Source organism: Geodermatophilus sp. SYSU D01119 (genome assembly GCF_054049975.1).
On record NZ_JBJGYL010000032.1, the window covers coordinates 1 to 14353 of the forward strand.

General features: G+C 76.2%; 11 protein-coding genes. 7 read left to right on the top strand and 4 right to left on the bottom strand.

Annotated features, from left to right (window positions below; all coding sequences use genetic code 11):
* Positions 1-102: 102 nt before the first annotated feature.
* Together ACI79X_RS20090 and ACI79X_RS20095 are read right to left on the bottom strand one after the other, a co-directional pair.
* Complete coding sequence (locus ACI79X_RS20090; protein WP_073419490.1) at positions 103-330, bottom strand: hypothetical protein; 228 nt, start codon at positions 328-330, stop codon at positions 103-105.
* Between the two features lie 95 nt (positions 331-425).
* Positions 426-977, bottom strand: coding sequence for a hypothetical protein (locus ACI79X_RS20095; protein ID WP_457027188.1), 552 nt, complete (start codon positions 975-977; stop codon positions 426-428).
* Positions 978-1014: 37 nt separating this feature from the next.
* Between ACI79X_RS20095 and ACI79X_RS20100 the strand changes: the two genes are divergently transcribed.
* Together ACI79X_RS20100 and ACI79X_RS20105 are read left to right on the top strand one after the other, a co-directional pair.
* The gene (locus ACI79X_RS20100) at positions 1015-3276 is read left to right on the top strand and encodes a helicase-associated domain-containing protein (protein WP_457027189.1); all 2262 of its coding nucleotides are present in this window, start codon (positions 1015-1017) and stop codon (positions 3274-3276) included.
* A gap of 41 nt (positions 3277-3317) precedes the next feature.
* Positions 3318-5003, top strand: a complete 1686-nt coding sequence (locus tag ACI79X_RS20105) for a DNA repair helicase XPB (RefSeq protein ID WP_457027190.1) — start codon at positions 3318-3320, stop codon at positions 5001-5003.
* A gap of 3 nt (positions 5004-5006) precedes the next feature.
* Here ACI79X_RS20105 and ACI79X_RS20110 read toward each other — a convergent pair whose 3' ends face one another.
* Both ACI79X_RS20110 and ACI79X_RS20115 read right to left on the bottom strand, forming a co-directional pair.
* Positions 5007-6098, bottom strand: a complete 1092-nt coding sequence (locus tag ACI79X_RS20110) for an NAD(P)H-dependent flavin oxidoreductase (RefSeq protein WP_457027191.1) — start codon at positions 6096-6098, stop codon at positions 5007-5009.
* Positions 6099-6163: 65 nt separating this feature from the next.
* Positions 6164-8245, bottom strand: a complete 2082-nt coding sequence (locus ACI79X_RS20115; protein WP_457027192.1) for a DUF222 domain-containing protein — start codon at positions 8243-8245, stop codon at positions 6164-6166.
* A gap of 146 nt (positions 8246-8391) precedes the next feature.
* On the opposite strand from ACI79X_RS20115, the gene ACI79X_RS20120 reads away from it, so the two are divergent.
* The 5 genes from ACI79X_RS20120 (at position 8392) to ACI79X_RS20140 (ending at position 14311) form a co-directional block, all read left to right on the top strand.
* On the top strand, positions 8392-8901 hold the full coding sequence (locus ACI79X_RS20120; RefSeq protein WP_457027193.1) for a 2Fe-2S iron-sulfur cluster-binding protein: 510 nt from the start codon (positions 8392-8394) through the stop codon (positions 8899-8901).
* Positions 8898-9929 (top strand): FAD binding domain-containing protein, encoded by a 1032-nt coding sequence (locus tag ACI79X_RS20125; RefSeq protein ID WP_457027194.1) that lies wholly within the window; start codon positions 8898-8900, stop codon positions 9927-9929. Before ACI79X_RS20120 ends, ACI79X_RS20125 begins: the two co-directional genes overlap by 4 nt.
* Entirely contained in the window at positions 9926-12016 is a 2091-nt protein-coding gene (locus tag ACI79X_RS20130) for a xanthine dehydrogenase family protein molybdopterin-binding subunit (protein ID WP_457027195.1), read from the top strand. Before ACI79X_RS20125 ends, ACI79X_RS20130 begins: the two co-directional genes overlap by 4 nt.
* 14 nt (positions 12017-12030) lie before the next feature.
* Positions 12031-12357 (top strand): hypothetical protein, encoded by a 327-nt coding sequence (locus ACI79X_RS20135; RefSeq protein WP_457027196.1) that lies wholly within the window; start codon positions 12031-12033, stop codon positions 12355-12357.
* Between the two features lie 169 nt (positions 12358-12526).
* Positions 12527-14311, top strand: coding sequence for a DEAD/DEAH box helicase (locus ACI79X_RS20140; protein WP_457027197.1), 1785 nt, complete (start codon positions 12527-12529; stop codon positions 14309-14311).
* Positions 14312-14353: the final 42 nt, after the last annotated feature.

Genomic DNA, 14353 nt, shown 5'->3' on the forward strand with positions numbered 1-14353 from the left:
AGGCAACAAAACACCCCCCCCCCCCCCCCCCCCCCCCCCCCCCCCCCCCCCCCCCCCCCCCCCCCCCCCCCCCCCCCCCCCCCCCCCCCCGCGGCGGAGAGCTCAGGGGCGCCGGTTCTCCGGGAGCTGCACCCCGGCCCGGTTGGGCTTGTCGGTGGGGTGGGCGTAGCGGATCCGCTCCGGCGGCAGGGGGAAGCTGTGGTCCTCACCGAACGGGGACAGCGAGCCGGCCATCTCACCGAGCAGCTCGGTGACCGGCGGGCCGGCGTTCTCCGACTGTCCCCAGGTCGGCTCGACCAGGTGGGCGTGCTTCTCCTTGCGCTTGGCCATGTCGCCTCCGTGCTCCGGGCGCACCCCGGGGGTGCGCGTCCCCGCCATTCTCCCGTGCGCGGGCACCTACCCGCAGGAGGCCTCCCCCGACACGGTCAGCGCGGCCGCCGCGCGACGCGGGCGCCGAACAGCGTGGGCAGCCCCTCGGCGGTGAGCACCCACTGCCCGCCGCCGACCGGCGCGGCGCGCACCTCGCCGCCGTCGAGGGCCTGCACCTGCCGGGTGCGCCAGACCGAGGTGCTGACCAGGCGCAGCCGCACGGGCTCGTCGTCGGGGTCCCACTCGTCGTAGCCCTCCGGCTCGAAGGCGACGATGGCCGGGCCGGCGATGCGCAGCAGCCCGCGCTGCCACGGGACGGCGGACAGGGCCCGACGCCAGCGCAGCGCGCGGGCCAGCCCGCCGAGGCCCGCGGCGACCGCGCAGGCGCCGCCGACGGTGAGCGCGACGACGACCAGCCCGGCCAGCGGCACCGGGCGGCCGCGGTCGTCGGCGAGGCTGACGGCGACCGCGCCGAGCAGCACGGCGAGGACGACGGCGATGGCGCCGCCGACGAGCCAGCGCAGCGCGCCGGCCCGGTAGCCCTCGAGGGCGGTCCGGGTGTGCGGGTCGTCGGCGGCCGGGAGCACGCCGTCATCGTCGCAGGGCACGGGCGGTGTCCCGGGGGGTGGACGTAACGTGGTCCGGATGCCTGCCGACCGTCCCGCCACGCTGGCCGCGTGGCTGCGCACCCGCAGTGACGCACAGCTCGCGGCGCTGCTGGCCGCCCGTCCCGACGTGGCGCGCCCCGCACCGTCGGACGTCGTCGCGCTGGCCAGCCGGCTGGCGGTGCCGGTCTCGGTCGACCGGGCCCTCGACGACCTCGACGCCGCCACCCTGCAGGTGCTCGACGTCGTGCTGCTCGCGCCCACCGACGGGGTGGAGGCCGCCGAGGTCGTGGGCGCGCTGCGGGGGCTGCCCGAGGACGTCGTCGCGGCCGCGATCGAGCGGCTGACCACGCGGGCGCTGCTGTGGGGCGACGACGTCGTGCACGCCCCCGACCAGGTCCGCCGCGCCGTCCGCTACCCCGCGGGGCTCGGGCGCCGCGCCGCCGAGCTGCGGGTGACGCTGCCGGCCGACCTGCCCGCCGCGGTCGCCGCGCTGGAGCCGGCCGAGCGGCAGGTGCTCGAGCGGCTGGCCGGCGACCGCCCGGTGGGCCACCTGCCCGAGGCCGGCGGCGGGACCGCCTCCCCCGCCCGGCGGCTGCTGCAGGCCGGGCTGCTGGCCCGCATCGACGCGCTCAACGTGGAGCTGCCGCGCGAGATCGGCCTGCTCCTGCGCGGCAGCGAGCCCCTCGGCCCGCCGCGGGTGGAGCCGGAGCCGGCCGTGGTGGACCGCGACCCGGCCGTCGTCGACCGGCAGGCCGCGGGCGCCGCGCTGGAGGCGGTCGGGCGGATCGGTGAGCTGCTGGCGGTGCTCGAGGAGGAGCCGGCCGGGCTGCTGCGCAGCGGCGGGGTCGCCGTCCGCGACCGCAAGCGGCTGGCCAAGGCGCTGACGGTGTCGGAGGCCGACGCCGGCTGGCTGCTGGAGCTGGCGTTCTCGTCCGGGCTGCTCGACGTCGGCGGCCCGCACCGCGACGAGTGGCTGCCCACCCGCGGCTACGACGTCTGGCGGGAGCAGCCGCTGGCCGACCGCTGGGCCACCCTGGCCGCCGGGTGGCTGGGCAGCACCCGGCTGCCGTCGCTGGTCGGGCAGCGCGACGTCGCCGGCAAGGCGGTCAACGCCCTCTCCCCCGACCTGGTGCGGCACACCGCGCCGTCGATCCGCCGCTCGGCGCTGGAGGCACTGGCCGGGTACCCGCCGGGCCGCGGCCTGGCGCCCGACGACCTGGTGGCGCTGCTGCGCTGGCGCACCCCGCGGCGGGGCGACCGGCTGGCGCCGGTCCCGGACATGCTGGCCGAGGCCGCGCGGATCGGCGTCCTGGTGGGCGGGGTGCTGTCCTCGGGCGGGCGCGGGCTGCTGGTCGCCGGCGAGGAGGGCGCGGCCGACGGCATGCAGGGGCTGCTGCCCGAGCCGGTCGACCACGTGCTCGCCCAGCCGGACCTGACGCTGGTGGCGCCCGGGCCGCTGGTGGCCGAGCTCGCCGACACCCTCTCCATCGTCGCCGACGTCGAGTCCTCGGGCGGGGCGACGGTGTTCCGGGTGTCGGAGGCCTCCGTGCGGCGGGCGCTGGACGCCGGCTGGTCGGCCACCGACCTGCACGAGTTCTTCACCCGCGCCTCGCGGACGCCGGTGCCGCAGGCGCTGGACTACCTGGTCGACGACGTCGCCCGGCAGCACGGCCGGCTGCGGGTGGGCTCGATCGAGTGCTACGTGCGCTCCGACGACCACGGCCTGCTCTCCCAGGTCCTCGGCGACCGGCGCACCGCGAACGCCGAGCTGCGCCGGCTGGCGCCCGGGGTGCTGGTCAGCGGGCTGGGTGCCGACGAGGTGCTCACCGTGCTGCGGGCCGCCGGTTACGCCCCGGCCGGGGAGTCGCCGGGTGGCGCGGTGCTCACCCGCCCACCGGCGCGGCCGCGCGCGGCCGGGCGCCGTCCCGGCTTGCCGACGGCCGCCGCGGCCCGCCCCCTGACGGCGGCCGAGGCCGACGCGACCGTGCGCGAGATCCGCGCGGGCGACGCCGCGCTGGCGGCCCGGCCGGCGGCGCCGGTCCGGCAGGTCCCGGGCGTCACGACCGCGGGCACGCTGGAGGTGCTGTCCCGCGCGATCCGCGACGGCGTGCCGGTGTGGCTCGGCTACGTCGACGCGCAGGGCAGCGGCAGCCAGCGCGTGGTGCAGCCGGTGTCACTGGCCGGTGGTTTCCTCCAGGGCTGGGACGAGCGCCGGCAGGAGAACCGCACCTTCGCGGTGCACCGGATCACCTCGGTGGCGCTGGTCGAGGAGGAAGCACCGGCCGCCGGCAACGGTTGACCTGACAGACGCCCACCCGCCGAGGAGAGGCCACCCATCCCGTGAACGACGGACCCCTCATCGTCCAGTCGGACAAGACCCTGCTGCTCGAGGTCGACCACCCGCAGGCCCGCGACTGCCGCGCGGCCATCGCGCCGTTCGCCGAGCTCGAGCGCTCGCCCGAGCACGTGCACACCTACCGGGTCACCCCGCTGGCGCTGTGGAACGCGCGCGCCGCCGGGCACGACGCCGAGCAGGTCGTCGACGCGCTGGTGCGGTACTCGCGCTACCCGGTGCCGCACGCGCTGCTGGTCGACATCGCGGACACGATGGACCGCTTCGGGCGGCTGACGCTGCAGAACAACCCGGTGCACGGGCTGGTGCTCACCACCACCGACCGGGCGGTGCTCGAGGAGGTCGTCCGCTCCAAGCGGGTGGCCCCGATGATCGGCGCACGGATCGACCCCGACACCGTCGTCGTCCACCCCTCCGAGCGCGGCCGGCTCAAGCAGGCGCTGCTCAAGGTGGGCTGGCCGGCCGAGGACCTCGCCGGTTACGTCGACGGGCAGGCGCACCCGATCGAGCTGGCGCAGGACGGCTGGCACCTGCGCGACTACCAGCAGGAGGCCGTCGAAGGCTTCTGGGCCGGCGGCTCTGGCGTCGTCGTGCTGCCGTGCGGTGCGGGCAAGACGCTGGTGGGCGCCGCGGCGATGGCCGAGGCCAAGGCGACCACGCTGATCCTGGTCACCAACACCGTCTCGGGGCGGCAGTGGAAGCGCGAGCTCATCGCGCGCACCTCGCTCACCGAGGACGAGATCGGCGAGTACTCGGGCGAGCGCAAGGAGATCCGCCCGGTCACCATCGCCACGTACCAGGTGATGACCACCCGCCGGAAGGGCGAGTACCGGCACCTGGACCTGTTCGACGCGCAGGACTGGGGCCTGATCGTCTACGACGAGGTACACCTGCTGCCCGCGCCGATCTTCCGGCTCACCGCCGACCTGCAGTCCCGCCGCCGGCTGGGGCTCACCGCCACGCTGGTGCGCGAGGACGGGCGCGAGGACGACGTCTTCTCCCTCATCGGGCCCAAGCGCTACGACGCGCCGTGGAAGGACATCGAGTCGCAGGGCTACATCGCCCCGGCCGAGTGCATCGAGGTGCGGGTCGGCCTCGACGACGAGGAGCGGATGACCTACGCGGTCGCCGAGCCCGAGGAGCGGTACCGGATCGCGGCCACCGCGACGTCGAAGCTGCCGGTGATCCGGCGGGTGCTCGACCGGCACCCCGACGAGCAGAAGCTGGTGATCGGCGCCTACCTCGACCAGCTCGAGGAGCTCGGGCGGGCGCTCGACGCCCCGGTCATCCAGGGGTCCACGACCAACCGGGAGCGGGAGAAGCTGTTCGACGCCTTCCGCCGCGGGGAGGTCAAGACGCTGGTGGTCTCGAAGGTCGCCAACTTCTCGATCGACCTGCCGGAGGCCGCGGTCGCCGTCCAGGTGTCGGGGACGTTCGGGTCGCGGCAGGAGGAGGCGCAGCGCCTCGGGCGGGTGCTGCGGCCCAAGGCCGACGGCCGCCAGGCGCACTTCTACACGGTGGTCAGCCGCGACACCCTCGACGCCGAGTACGCCGCCCACCGGCAGCGGTTCCTCGCCGAGCAGGGCTACGCGTACACGATCGTCGACGCCGCCGACCTGGCCGGCCCGGGCGAGGTCAACGGGCCCGACTGGGTCGACGAGCCCGCCGACTGACGCTCACCCCGGCCACGTCCGCGGCCCCCTGGTCCTCGCGACCCGGGGGCCGCGGTCGTCCCAGCCGCCGGCGTGCCGGCGGAGGACCTCGGCGGCGTCCTCGCCGATGCGGCGCACGAGGTCGCCGGCCGGCTCGGCCCGGCACAGGACGTGGCCCTGGCCCGCCCACAGGTTGACCGCCTCCGCATCACCGGCCGCGCGGGCGGCGGCGCGCAGCGGGGTGGTCAGGTGGTGCACCTCCGGATAGGCCGCCGGCGCCGCGGCGGAGTGCTCCGCGAGGAAGCGGTTGACCAGGCCGCGGGCGCGGCGTCCGCTGAAGGCGCGGGTGAGCGCGGTGGGGGTGGCGGTGCCGAGCGCGGCGCGGTGCATGGCGCTGGTGCCGGCCTCGGGGCTGAGCAGGAAGGCCGTGCCGAGCTGGGCGGCCTCCGCGCCGGCGACGAGGACCGCGGCCACGCCCGCGCCGTCCATCAGGCCGCCCGCGGCGACGAGCGGGAGGTCGACGGTGTCGCGGACGAGCCGCAGGAGCGTGAGCAGGCCGTACTCCCCCACGCCGTCCTCGTCGGAGGGGCCGCCGCGGTGACCGCCGGCCTCGATGCCCTGGACGACGAGCGCGTCGGCGCCGGTGGCGCGGGCATCGGCCGCCTCCTGCAGCGTGGTGACGGTGACCAGGACGGTGGCGCCGGCGTCGTGCAGGGCAGACACCATGTCGGGGCGGGGCAGGCCGAAGGTGAAGGACACGACCGGGACGCGTTCCTCGACCGCGACGGCGACCTTGGCCTCCCAGGCGTCGTCGTCGTGGACCGGGTCGCCGAGCTCGACACCGGCCCTCCTCGCGTCCTCCCGCAGCTCGTCGGCGTAGCGGCGGACGGCCTGCTCATCGCCGGGTGGGCCGGGGACGAAGACGTTGAGCCCGAACCGGCGGCCGGTCAGGGCGCGCGTGGCCCGGATGTCGTCGCGCACCGCGTCCGGCGTCCTGTAGCCGGCGGCGAGGGAGCCGAGCCCGCCGGCCTCGCTGACCGCGGCGGCCAGCGCCGGCGTGGACGGCCCGCCGGCCATCGGCGCCTGCACGATCGGGCGGTCGAGCTCCAGCACCACGGTGTCCTCCCCTGAGCGCTCCTCGCGGGCACCCTCTCACCGCGGCGCGGGACGCCTGCGGGAGGTCAGTACGGCGGCGGCTGGGTGGTCGCCGTCAGGCCGCTGGGTGCGGTGACGGCGAGGGTGCCGTCGGGGGCGAGCGTGTGGGTCCAGCCGGCGGCTTGGTGCTTGCCGCGGTGGTGGCCGGTGCAGAAGCCGGTCAGGTTGGCCGCGGCGGTGGGTCCGAGGGGCCAGGGGGTGGCGTGGTCGAGCTCGCCTGTCTTGGGGACGGGGCGGCGGCAGCCGGGAAAGCGGCAGCGGCGGTCGCGGGCGCGCACGTGCCGGTTCAGGGCGGCGCCGGGCCGGTAGCCGTCGGTCTCGCGCGGTGCGGCCAGACCGGTGCCGGCGCGGGCGGCGCGGTGCAGCTCCGGTAGATCGGTGAGGGTGAGCAGAGCGCCGGTGAGGGCGTCGGTGACGGCGATCCGGGGCCGGTCGGCGAGCCCGCCGCCGGCGGTGCGGTGCAGCAGGTCGGCCAGGTCCAGACGGGCGTCCTCGGTCGTGGCGGCCAGGGCGGTGATCGCGTCAGCCGCCGCGGTCACGCGGCCGGCCGGACTGTCGGCCCAGGCGGTCTCATCGCTCGCGTCGGCGCGCTCGGCGGTGGCCACCAGGCAGCGGGCGTGGCCGACCGCCTCCTGCGCGGCGAGCAGCGCGGAACCGGCAGCGGTCACCGCCTCGTCGGCGCGCGCCCACCACCCGTCGGGCACAGGTTCTCGTGCCGGCGGGGTGTGGGAGCCGGGATCGGCCGGATCATCGTGGTCGGGGTCGAGGTCGTCCCACGGTGGTGGCCATCCCGGTGGTGGCCCGGGGTCGTCATCGTGGGCGGGGTCGAGGTCGGCGTAGAGCTCACCGGTGGCGACGCGGCGTTCGATCTGCGCCCACCAGGCGGCGTCGGCCTCCATCTCGGCGACGTGCTGGGCGATGACGGCGTCGCTCAGGCCGCGCAGCGGGTCCTCGCCCTTGACGAGGCTCACGCTACCGGTGGCGGTTGCGGTTCCGGCGCTGTCGTCCGTGGTCCCGGCGTCCGGGGTCGTCTCGCCCGCGGATGCCGGCGCGGTGGTCCCCTCGTCCTCCGACGCGGCGCGGGCGTCGGAGGAATTGGCGTCCACGGCGGCGGTGCCGGCGGGCGCGGTGCCGGCGGCCTCGTCGGCACCGGTGCCCCCGGCGGGTGCCGAGGCGTCCTCGGCGACGGTGACTCGTGCGCCGGTGAGGGCGGCGAGCAGAGCGCGCACCACTTCGGCGGGGACGACCTGGCCGTCGATCTCGCACGGCTGGTCCCCACCGAGCAGCGCCCCCACGGGGGCGACCACGGTGAGGACCACCTGCACCGGGGACAGCCCGTTCTGCCCGGGACGGAGCACCAGGTCGAGCAGCGCGTCGGCCATCTTCTGACCGCGGGTGCGGCCGTCGTCCGGGAGGGCGTCGGCGTAGGCACCGAGCGCGGCCATCAGCGCTGCGGCCTCCGGGGTGGTCAGCAGCGCGGTGACCACGGCCATCCCGTCGCAGCTGTCGGGGCGGCAGGACAGCCCGCGCCGCTTCACCGCCCGCGCCAGGTCGTCGGCCGCGGAGCGGGCCTTCCGCTTGAGCACCTCGCGGCGGGCCTTGTCCCGCAGCTGCGCCGGCGTGCACACCGTCCCGCGCCGGGCGGCCCACGCCAGCAGGTCCCGCTCCAGCGCCGCGCGCACGGTGTCGTCGGCGACCGACGCGACGTGATCCACCAGCGCGCTCACGTGACCGGCGTGCACCGCCCCGGACTCCAGCGCATCCAGCGTCGCCGGCAGCCGGTGCACCAGGGTCAGCGACCGCACCAGCAGCGCCTCGGCCGCGGTCGCGGTCAGCGACAGCGCCACGCACAGCTCCTGGGTGGCCCACTCGCTCACCGACCGCAGCAGCTCCGGCCGCACCGCCCACCGCTCGGCCGCCATCGCCCCCCGCGTCCCCTGCGGCCGATCGGCCGACGCCGGACGGGACAGCGCGAACGCCGCCACCGCCCGGTAGCGCAGCGCCGACTGCCGCGACACCTCACGATCCGCGGCCTGCACCAGCCCCAGCGGACCCCGCGCCCACCCGACCGGCGGCGCGGGCGCCGCGGCGGTCAGCACGTCGTCCACACCCCGGAACCTACGGGCCACCACCGACAGAAAGCGCAGGTCAGAGGCGGTGGACCGTCACCTGATCGGGTGACACGCCGAAACGAGACGCCGACGTCCAGATCCCCCCGTTTGCCGGGCGACGACCAGCGGGCACCGACCACCCCATGGACGCCGACATCAGGCTCACGGTGGACGGCGAGCTGCACGAGCTCACCGTGGACACCCGCACCACCCTGCTCGACCTCCTGCGCGAGCGGCTCGGCAACACCAGCCCGAAGAAGGGCTGCGACCACGGCCAGTGCGGCGCCTGCACGGTGATCCTCGACGGCGAGCGCGCCCTGCTCTGCCTCGCCCTCGCCGTCGCCCACGACGGCGCGGAGATCACGACGGCGGACGGCCTGGCGCCCGAGGGCGAGCTCCACCCGGTGCAGCAGGCCTTCCTCGACCACGACGCCTTCCAGTGCGGCTACTGCACGCCCGGTCAGGTCTGCTCCGCCGTGGGCCTGCTCCGCGAGGTCGACCGCGGCTGGCCCAGCCACGTCACCGAGGACCTCACCGGTGACCCCGACCTCAGCGACGCCGAGGTGAGCGAGCGGATGAGCGGCAACCTGTGCCGCTGCGCCGCCTACGCGAACATCACCCCGGCGGTGCGGCAGGCCGGCGGTGCCCGGTGAAGCCGTTCGCCTTCGCCCGCCCGGGCGACGTCGCCGAGGCCGTCCGCGAGGTGGCCGCCGAGCCCGGCGCCGTCTTCCTCGGCGGCGGCACCAACCTCGTCGACCACCTCAAGCTCGGCGTGGCCCGGCCCGACCTGGTGGTCGACGTCCGCACCCTCACGTCGCGGGAGATCACCGACACCGACGACGGCGGCCTGCTGGTGGGCGCCGCCGTCAGCAACAGCGAGCTCGCCGCCGACCGCCGGGTCCGCGAGCGGTACCCCGTCCTGACCCAGGCACTGCTCGCCGGCGCGAACGGGCAGCTGCGCAACCTGGCCACCGTCGGCGGCAACCCGCTGCAGCGCACCCGCTGCGTCTACTTCCAGGACGTCACCACCGCCTGCAACAAGCGCGAGCCCGGCAGCGGCTGCTCGGCCGTCGGCGGCTACACCCGTTACCACGCCGTCCTCGGGGTCCCGGCCGCGCTGCCCGACGCCACCGCGCCGGAGACGTGCATCGCCACGCACCCCTCCGACATGGCCGTGGCGCTGGCCGCCCTCGACGCCGTCGTCCACGTCCTCGGCCCGCAGGGCGCGCGCACGCTGCCCTTCCGCGAGCTGCACCGGCTCCCCGGCGACGACCCGAGCCGCGACACCGTCCTCGGCCACGGCGACCTCGTCACCGCGATCGAGCTCCCGCCGCTGCCGATGGCCGCCCGCTCGGCCTACCGCAAGGTCCGCGACCGCGCGTCCTACGCCTTCGCGCTGATCTCGGTCGCGGCCGCGCTCGACCTCGACGGCGACACCGTCCGCGACGTGCGCCTCGCCCTCGGCGGCGTCGCGCACGTCCCCTGGCGCGCCACCCGCGCCGAGGGGGTGCTGCGCGGCGGCCCCGCCACCGAGCACGCCTTCCGCGCCGCCGCCGAGGCCGAGCTCGCCGCCGCCCAGCCGCAGCCCGGCGTCGACGGCGGCAACGGCTTCAAGATCCCGCTGCTCACCCGCACGATCACCGCCACCCTGCGCGGCCTGACCGAGGGAGCCACCTCGTGACCGACCTCCTGGAGCCCCGCGCGATGGGCCGCGACCTGGTCCGCCGCGACGGCGTCCAGAAGGTCCGCGGCACCGCCACCTACGCCTACGAGACGCCGGTCGAGTCGCCGGCGTTCTGCCACCCGGTGCAGGCCACCGTGGCCCGCGGGCGGATCACCGGCCTCGACACCTCCGCCGCCGAGGCGCTCGCCGGCGTCCTCGCCGTGCTCACCCACCAGAACGCCGAGCGGCTGGCCTCCACCGACGACGCCGAGCTGGCCGTGCTGCAGTCCCCCGACGTCGCCTTCCGCGGCCAGGTGGTGGGCGTCGTCGTCGCCGAGACCTCCGAGCTGGCCCGGCAGGGCGCCGACCTCGTCGTCGTCACCTACGCCGAGCAGGAGCACGACAGCGCGCTCACGGTGGACCACCCCGGCCTCTACGCCCCGGAGAAGGTCAACCCGTCCTACGACACCGACGTCGTCCAGGGCGACGTCGATGCCGAGCTCGCCGCCAGCGCGGTCGTCGTCCGGCAGACCTACGCGACGGCGATGGTGCACAACAACCCGCTCGAGCCGCACGCCTCCACGGCGCTGTGGAACGGCTCCTCGCTCACGCTGTGGGACTCCACCCAGGGCGTACACCCCGACCGGAAGGCCGTGTGCACGGTCTTCGGACTGGAGGAGGAGCAGGTCCGGGTCGTGTGCCCGTACGTCGGCGGCGGCTTCGGCTCCAAGGGCACCCCGCACGCCAACGTCGTCCTGGTGACCATGGCCGCCCGCGCGCTGCCCGGCCGCCCGGTGAAGCTCGCGCTGACCAGGCAGCAGATGTTCAGCCTCGCCGGCTACCGGACGCCGACGATCCAGACGATGCAGCTCGGCGCCGACCGCGACGGCCGCATCCGCGCGCTGACCCTCGACGTCGTCGAGCAGACCTCCCGGATCAAGGAGTTCGCCGAACAGACCGGCGTGCCCGCCCGGATGATGTACACCGCGAACGCCCGGCGGACGACGCACCGGCTGGCCGCGCTCGACGTCCCGGTGCCCTCCTGGTTCCGCGCGCCCGGCGAGTGCCCCGGCATGTTCGGCCCCGAGGTCGCGATGGACGAGCTGGCGCACGAGCTCGGCATCGACCCGGTCGAGCTGCGTGTCCGCAACGACCCCGAGCGCGACCCGGAGACCGGGCAGCCGTGGTCGAGCCGGCACCTGGTCGAGTGCCTGCGCGAAGGGGCCGAGCGCTTCGGCTGGGCCGGGCGCGACCCGCGGCCGGGCGTGCGCCGCGAGGGCCGGTGGCTGGTCGGCACCGGCGTCGCGTCGTCGGTGTACCCGACCATGCGCCAGGCGCAGTCGACCGCGACCGTGCGCTTCGAGGACGGCCGCTACGTCGTCGAGATCGGCGCCGCCGACCTCGGCACCGGCGCCTGGACGGTGCTGCCGCAGATCGCCGCCGACGCGCTCGGGGCCGACGTCGACGACGTCGAGGTGCGCATCGGCGACACCCGCTACCCCATCGCCTCGGTCGCCGGCGGCTCGTCGGGCACGAACACGTGGGGCTCGGCGATCGCCGTGGCGGCGCGGGAGTTCCGCGGCAAGTTCGGCGCCGACCCGCACGACGGCGACGAGGCGTCGGGCCAGGTGGACCAGGCCGACAGCGACGACGAGCACGCCAGCTACGCGTTCGGCGCCCAGTTCGTGGAGGCGCGGGTCGACGTCGACACCGGCGAGGTCCGGGTGCCGCGGCTGCTCGGCGTCTTCGCCTGCGGGCGGATCCTCAACCCGCGCACCGCCCGCTCGCAGTTCATCGGCGGCATGACCATGGGCCTGTCCATGGCGCTGCACGAGAACAGCGTCTGGGACCCGCGCATCGGCCAGGTGGCCAACCACGACCTCGCCGAGTACCACGTCACGGTCAACGCCGACGTCGGAGACGTGCAGGCGCACTGGCTCGACGAGGACGACCCGTACGTCAACGTCATGGGCGCCAAGGGCATCGGCGAGATCGGCATCGTCGGGACGGCGGCCGCGGTGTCCAACGCCGTCTGGCACGCCACGGGGGTGCGGGTGCGGCACCTGCCGGTCACCCTCGACCGGCTGCTGACCGCGCTCCCCTGAGCCATCATCGACCGGTGGCCGCCAGGGACCTGCAGGACCTCCTCCGACGCCGGCTGTGGGAGCTCGGCGAGACCGTGCACGAGGCCTCCCGCCGCGCCCGCGGCGCGGTGGGTCCCGAGGTGCTCGAGCGGCTCGCGCACGCCCGCGGCTGGGCGCTGATCAGCCCGTGGATGGCGACGCAGCTCGCGCGCGCCCTCGACGTGCCGGAGAACCGGGTGCGCCGCGCCGCGGGCCTGCCCGAGGTGGCCGACCCGCGCACCGACGTACCCACCGGGCCGCACCTGCGGCTGGTCCACGGCGGCGGCTCCCGCCCCGGGACGGGTGAGGCCGCCGGGACGTGACGGACCGGTCCGGCAGGCGTGTGAGGAGCGCCACGCCGCGACCGCGCCACATCGCGAAACCGCAGGTCAGCCGCGCGTGGACCGCCGCGTATACGACGTCCTCGCGGAGGCACGCGGGAGGTGGCCGGTCGGGCGTGTCTCGCGGACGCCAGGCAGGATGGACCCCGAGATGGCGAGCGCAGCACGGGCCGGGGCGGTCGCCCCGCAGACGACCAGCCGACCGCTCCGGGCATGGCAGCAGGCCGCCCTCGAGCGCTACGAGGACGCATCCCCGAAGGACTTCCTCGTCACCGCGACCCCGGGTGCGGGCAAGACGACCTTCGCCCTGACGCTGGCCGCGCGGCTGCTGCAGCGGCGCGAGGTCGCCCGCGTGATCGTCGTCTGCCCCACCGACCACCTGCGGCTGCAGTGGGCCGACGCCGCCGACCGGCTCGGCATCGTGCTCGACCCCGGGCTGACCAACGCCGTCGGCCCGGTCCGCGCCGGCACCCAGGGCTACGTGACGACGTACGCGCAGGTGGCGGGCAAGCCGATGCTGCACGCGGCGCGCGCCACCGCCGTCAAGACGCTGGTGATCCTCGACGAGGTCCACCACGCCGGCGACGGCCTGTCCTGGGGCGAGGCGATCGAGGAGGCCTACGGCTTCGCCGCCCGCCGTCTCTGCCTGACCGGGACGCCGTTCCGCACCAAGCCCGACGAGCGGATCCCCTTCGTGCGCTACGAGGAGGACGGCTTCGAGGGCGACTCGGCCGAGGGCGCCGGGCTGGTCAGCCGCGCCGACTACACCTACGGCTACAAGGAGGCGCTGGCCGACAACGTCGTCCGCCCCGTCGTCTTCGCCGCCTACACCGGCACCGCGCGCTGGCGGAACTCCGCCGGCGAGGTCGTCGCCGCGTCGCTGTCGGAGGCCGGCACCCGCTCGGTGGAGATGGCCGCCTGGCGCACCGCGCTGGACCCCAAGGGCCAGTGGGTGCCGCACGTCATCGCCGCCATGGACGACCGGATCACCCACCTGCGCGAGGAGGGCGGCATGCCCGACGCCGCCGGGCTGATCCTCGCCAGCGACCAGGACGACGCCCGCGCCTACGCCAAGATCGTCCGCCGGGTGACCGGCAAGGCGCCCGAGCTGATCCTCTCCGACGACCCAAAGGCGTCGAAGAAGATCGAGCGGTTCGCCACCGGCTCGGCGCGGATCGCCGTCTGCGTCCGGATGATCTCCGAGGGCGTCGACGTCCCGCGCGCCGCCGTCCTCGCCTGGATGACCTCCTACCGGACGCCGCTGTTCTTCGCCCAGGCCGTCGGCCGCGTCGTCCGGTCGCGGGCCTCGCACGAGACCGCCACCGTGTTCCTCCCCGCCGTCCGGCCGCTGCTCGGCCTGGCCGCGTCGATGGAGAAGGAACGCAACCACGTCATGCCGCCGCCGAAGGCGCAGGACCCGGAGGCGCTCGACCTCGACCCGCTGCCGCCCAAGGAGCGCGAGACGGTCGGGCTCAAGCAGTGGGAGGCGCTCGAGGCCGACGCCCGCTTCGCGCACGTGCTGCACGGCGGGACGGCCCACACCGGCTCCGACGGCTCGGTCTCCGTGGCGCCCGAGGACGAGGACTTCCTCGGCATCCCGGGCCTGCTCACCGCCGAGCAGACGGCGTCGCTGCTGGCCCGCCGCGACGACGAGCTGCGGCTGCGGATCGCCCAGCGGGTGCACGACGACGACACCGGAGAGCTGCCGCTCGTCGAGGACCACCCCGACGAGGACGAGGCCGGCCGCTCCTGGCGCGACGCCGCCGAGCTGCGGCGGGAGGTCAACCGGCTGGTCGCCCGCGTCGCGGCGAAGACGTCGCGGCCGCACGGGGTGGTGCACACGGAGCTGCGCAAGTCCGTGCCCGGCCCGCCGTCGGCCTCGGCGTCGGTCGAGGTGCTGCGCGCCCGCCGGGAACGCCTCCGCACCATGCTGTGACACGGCGGTCCTCCGGACCGCACCGCGGCCAGGAGCCGTCCC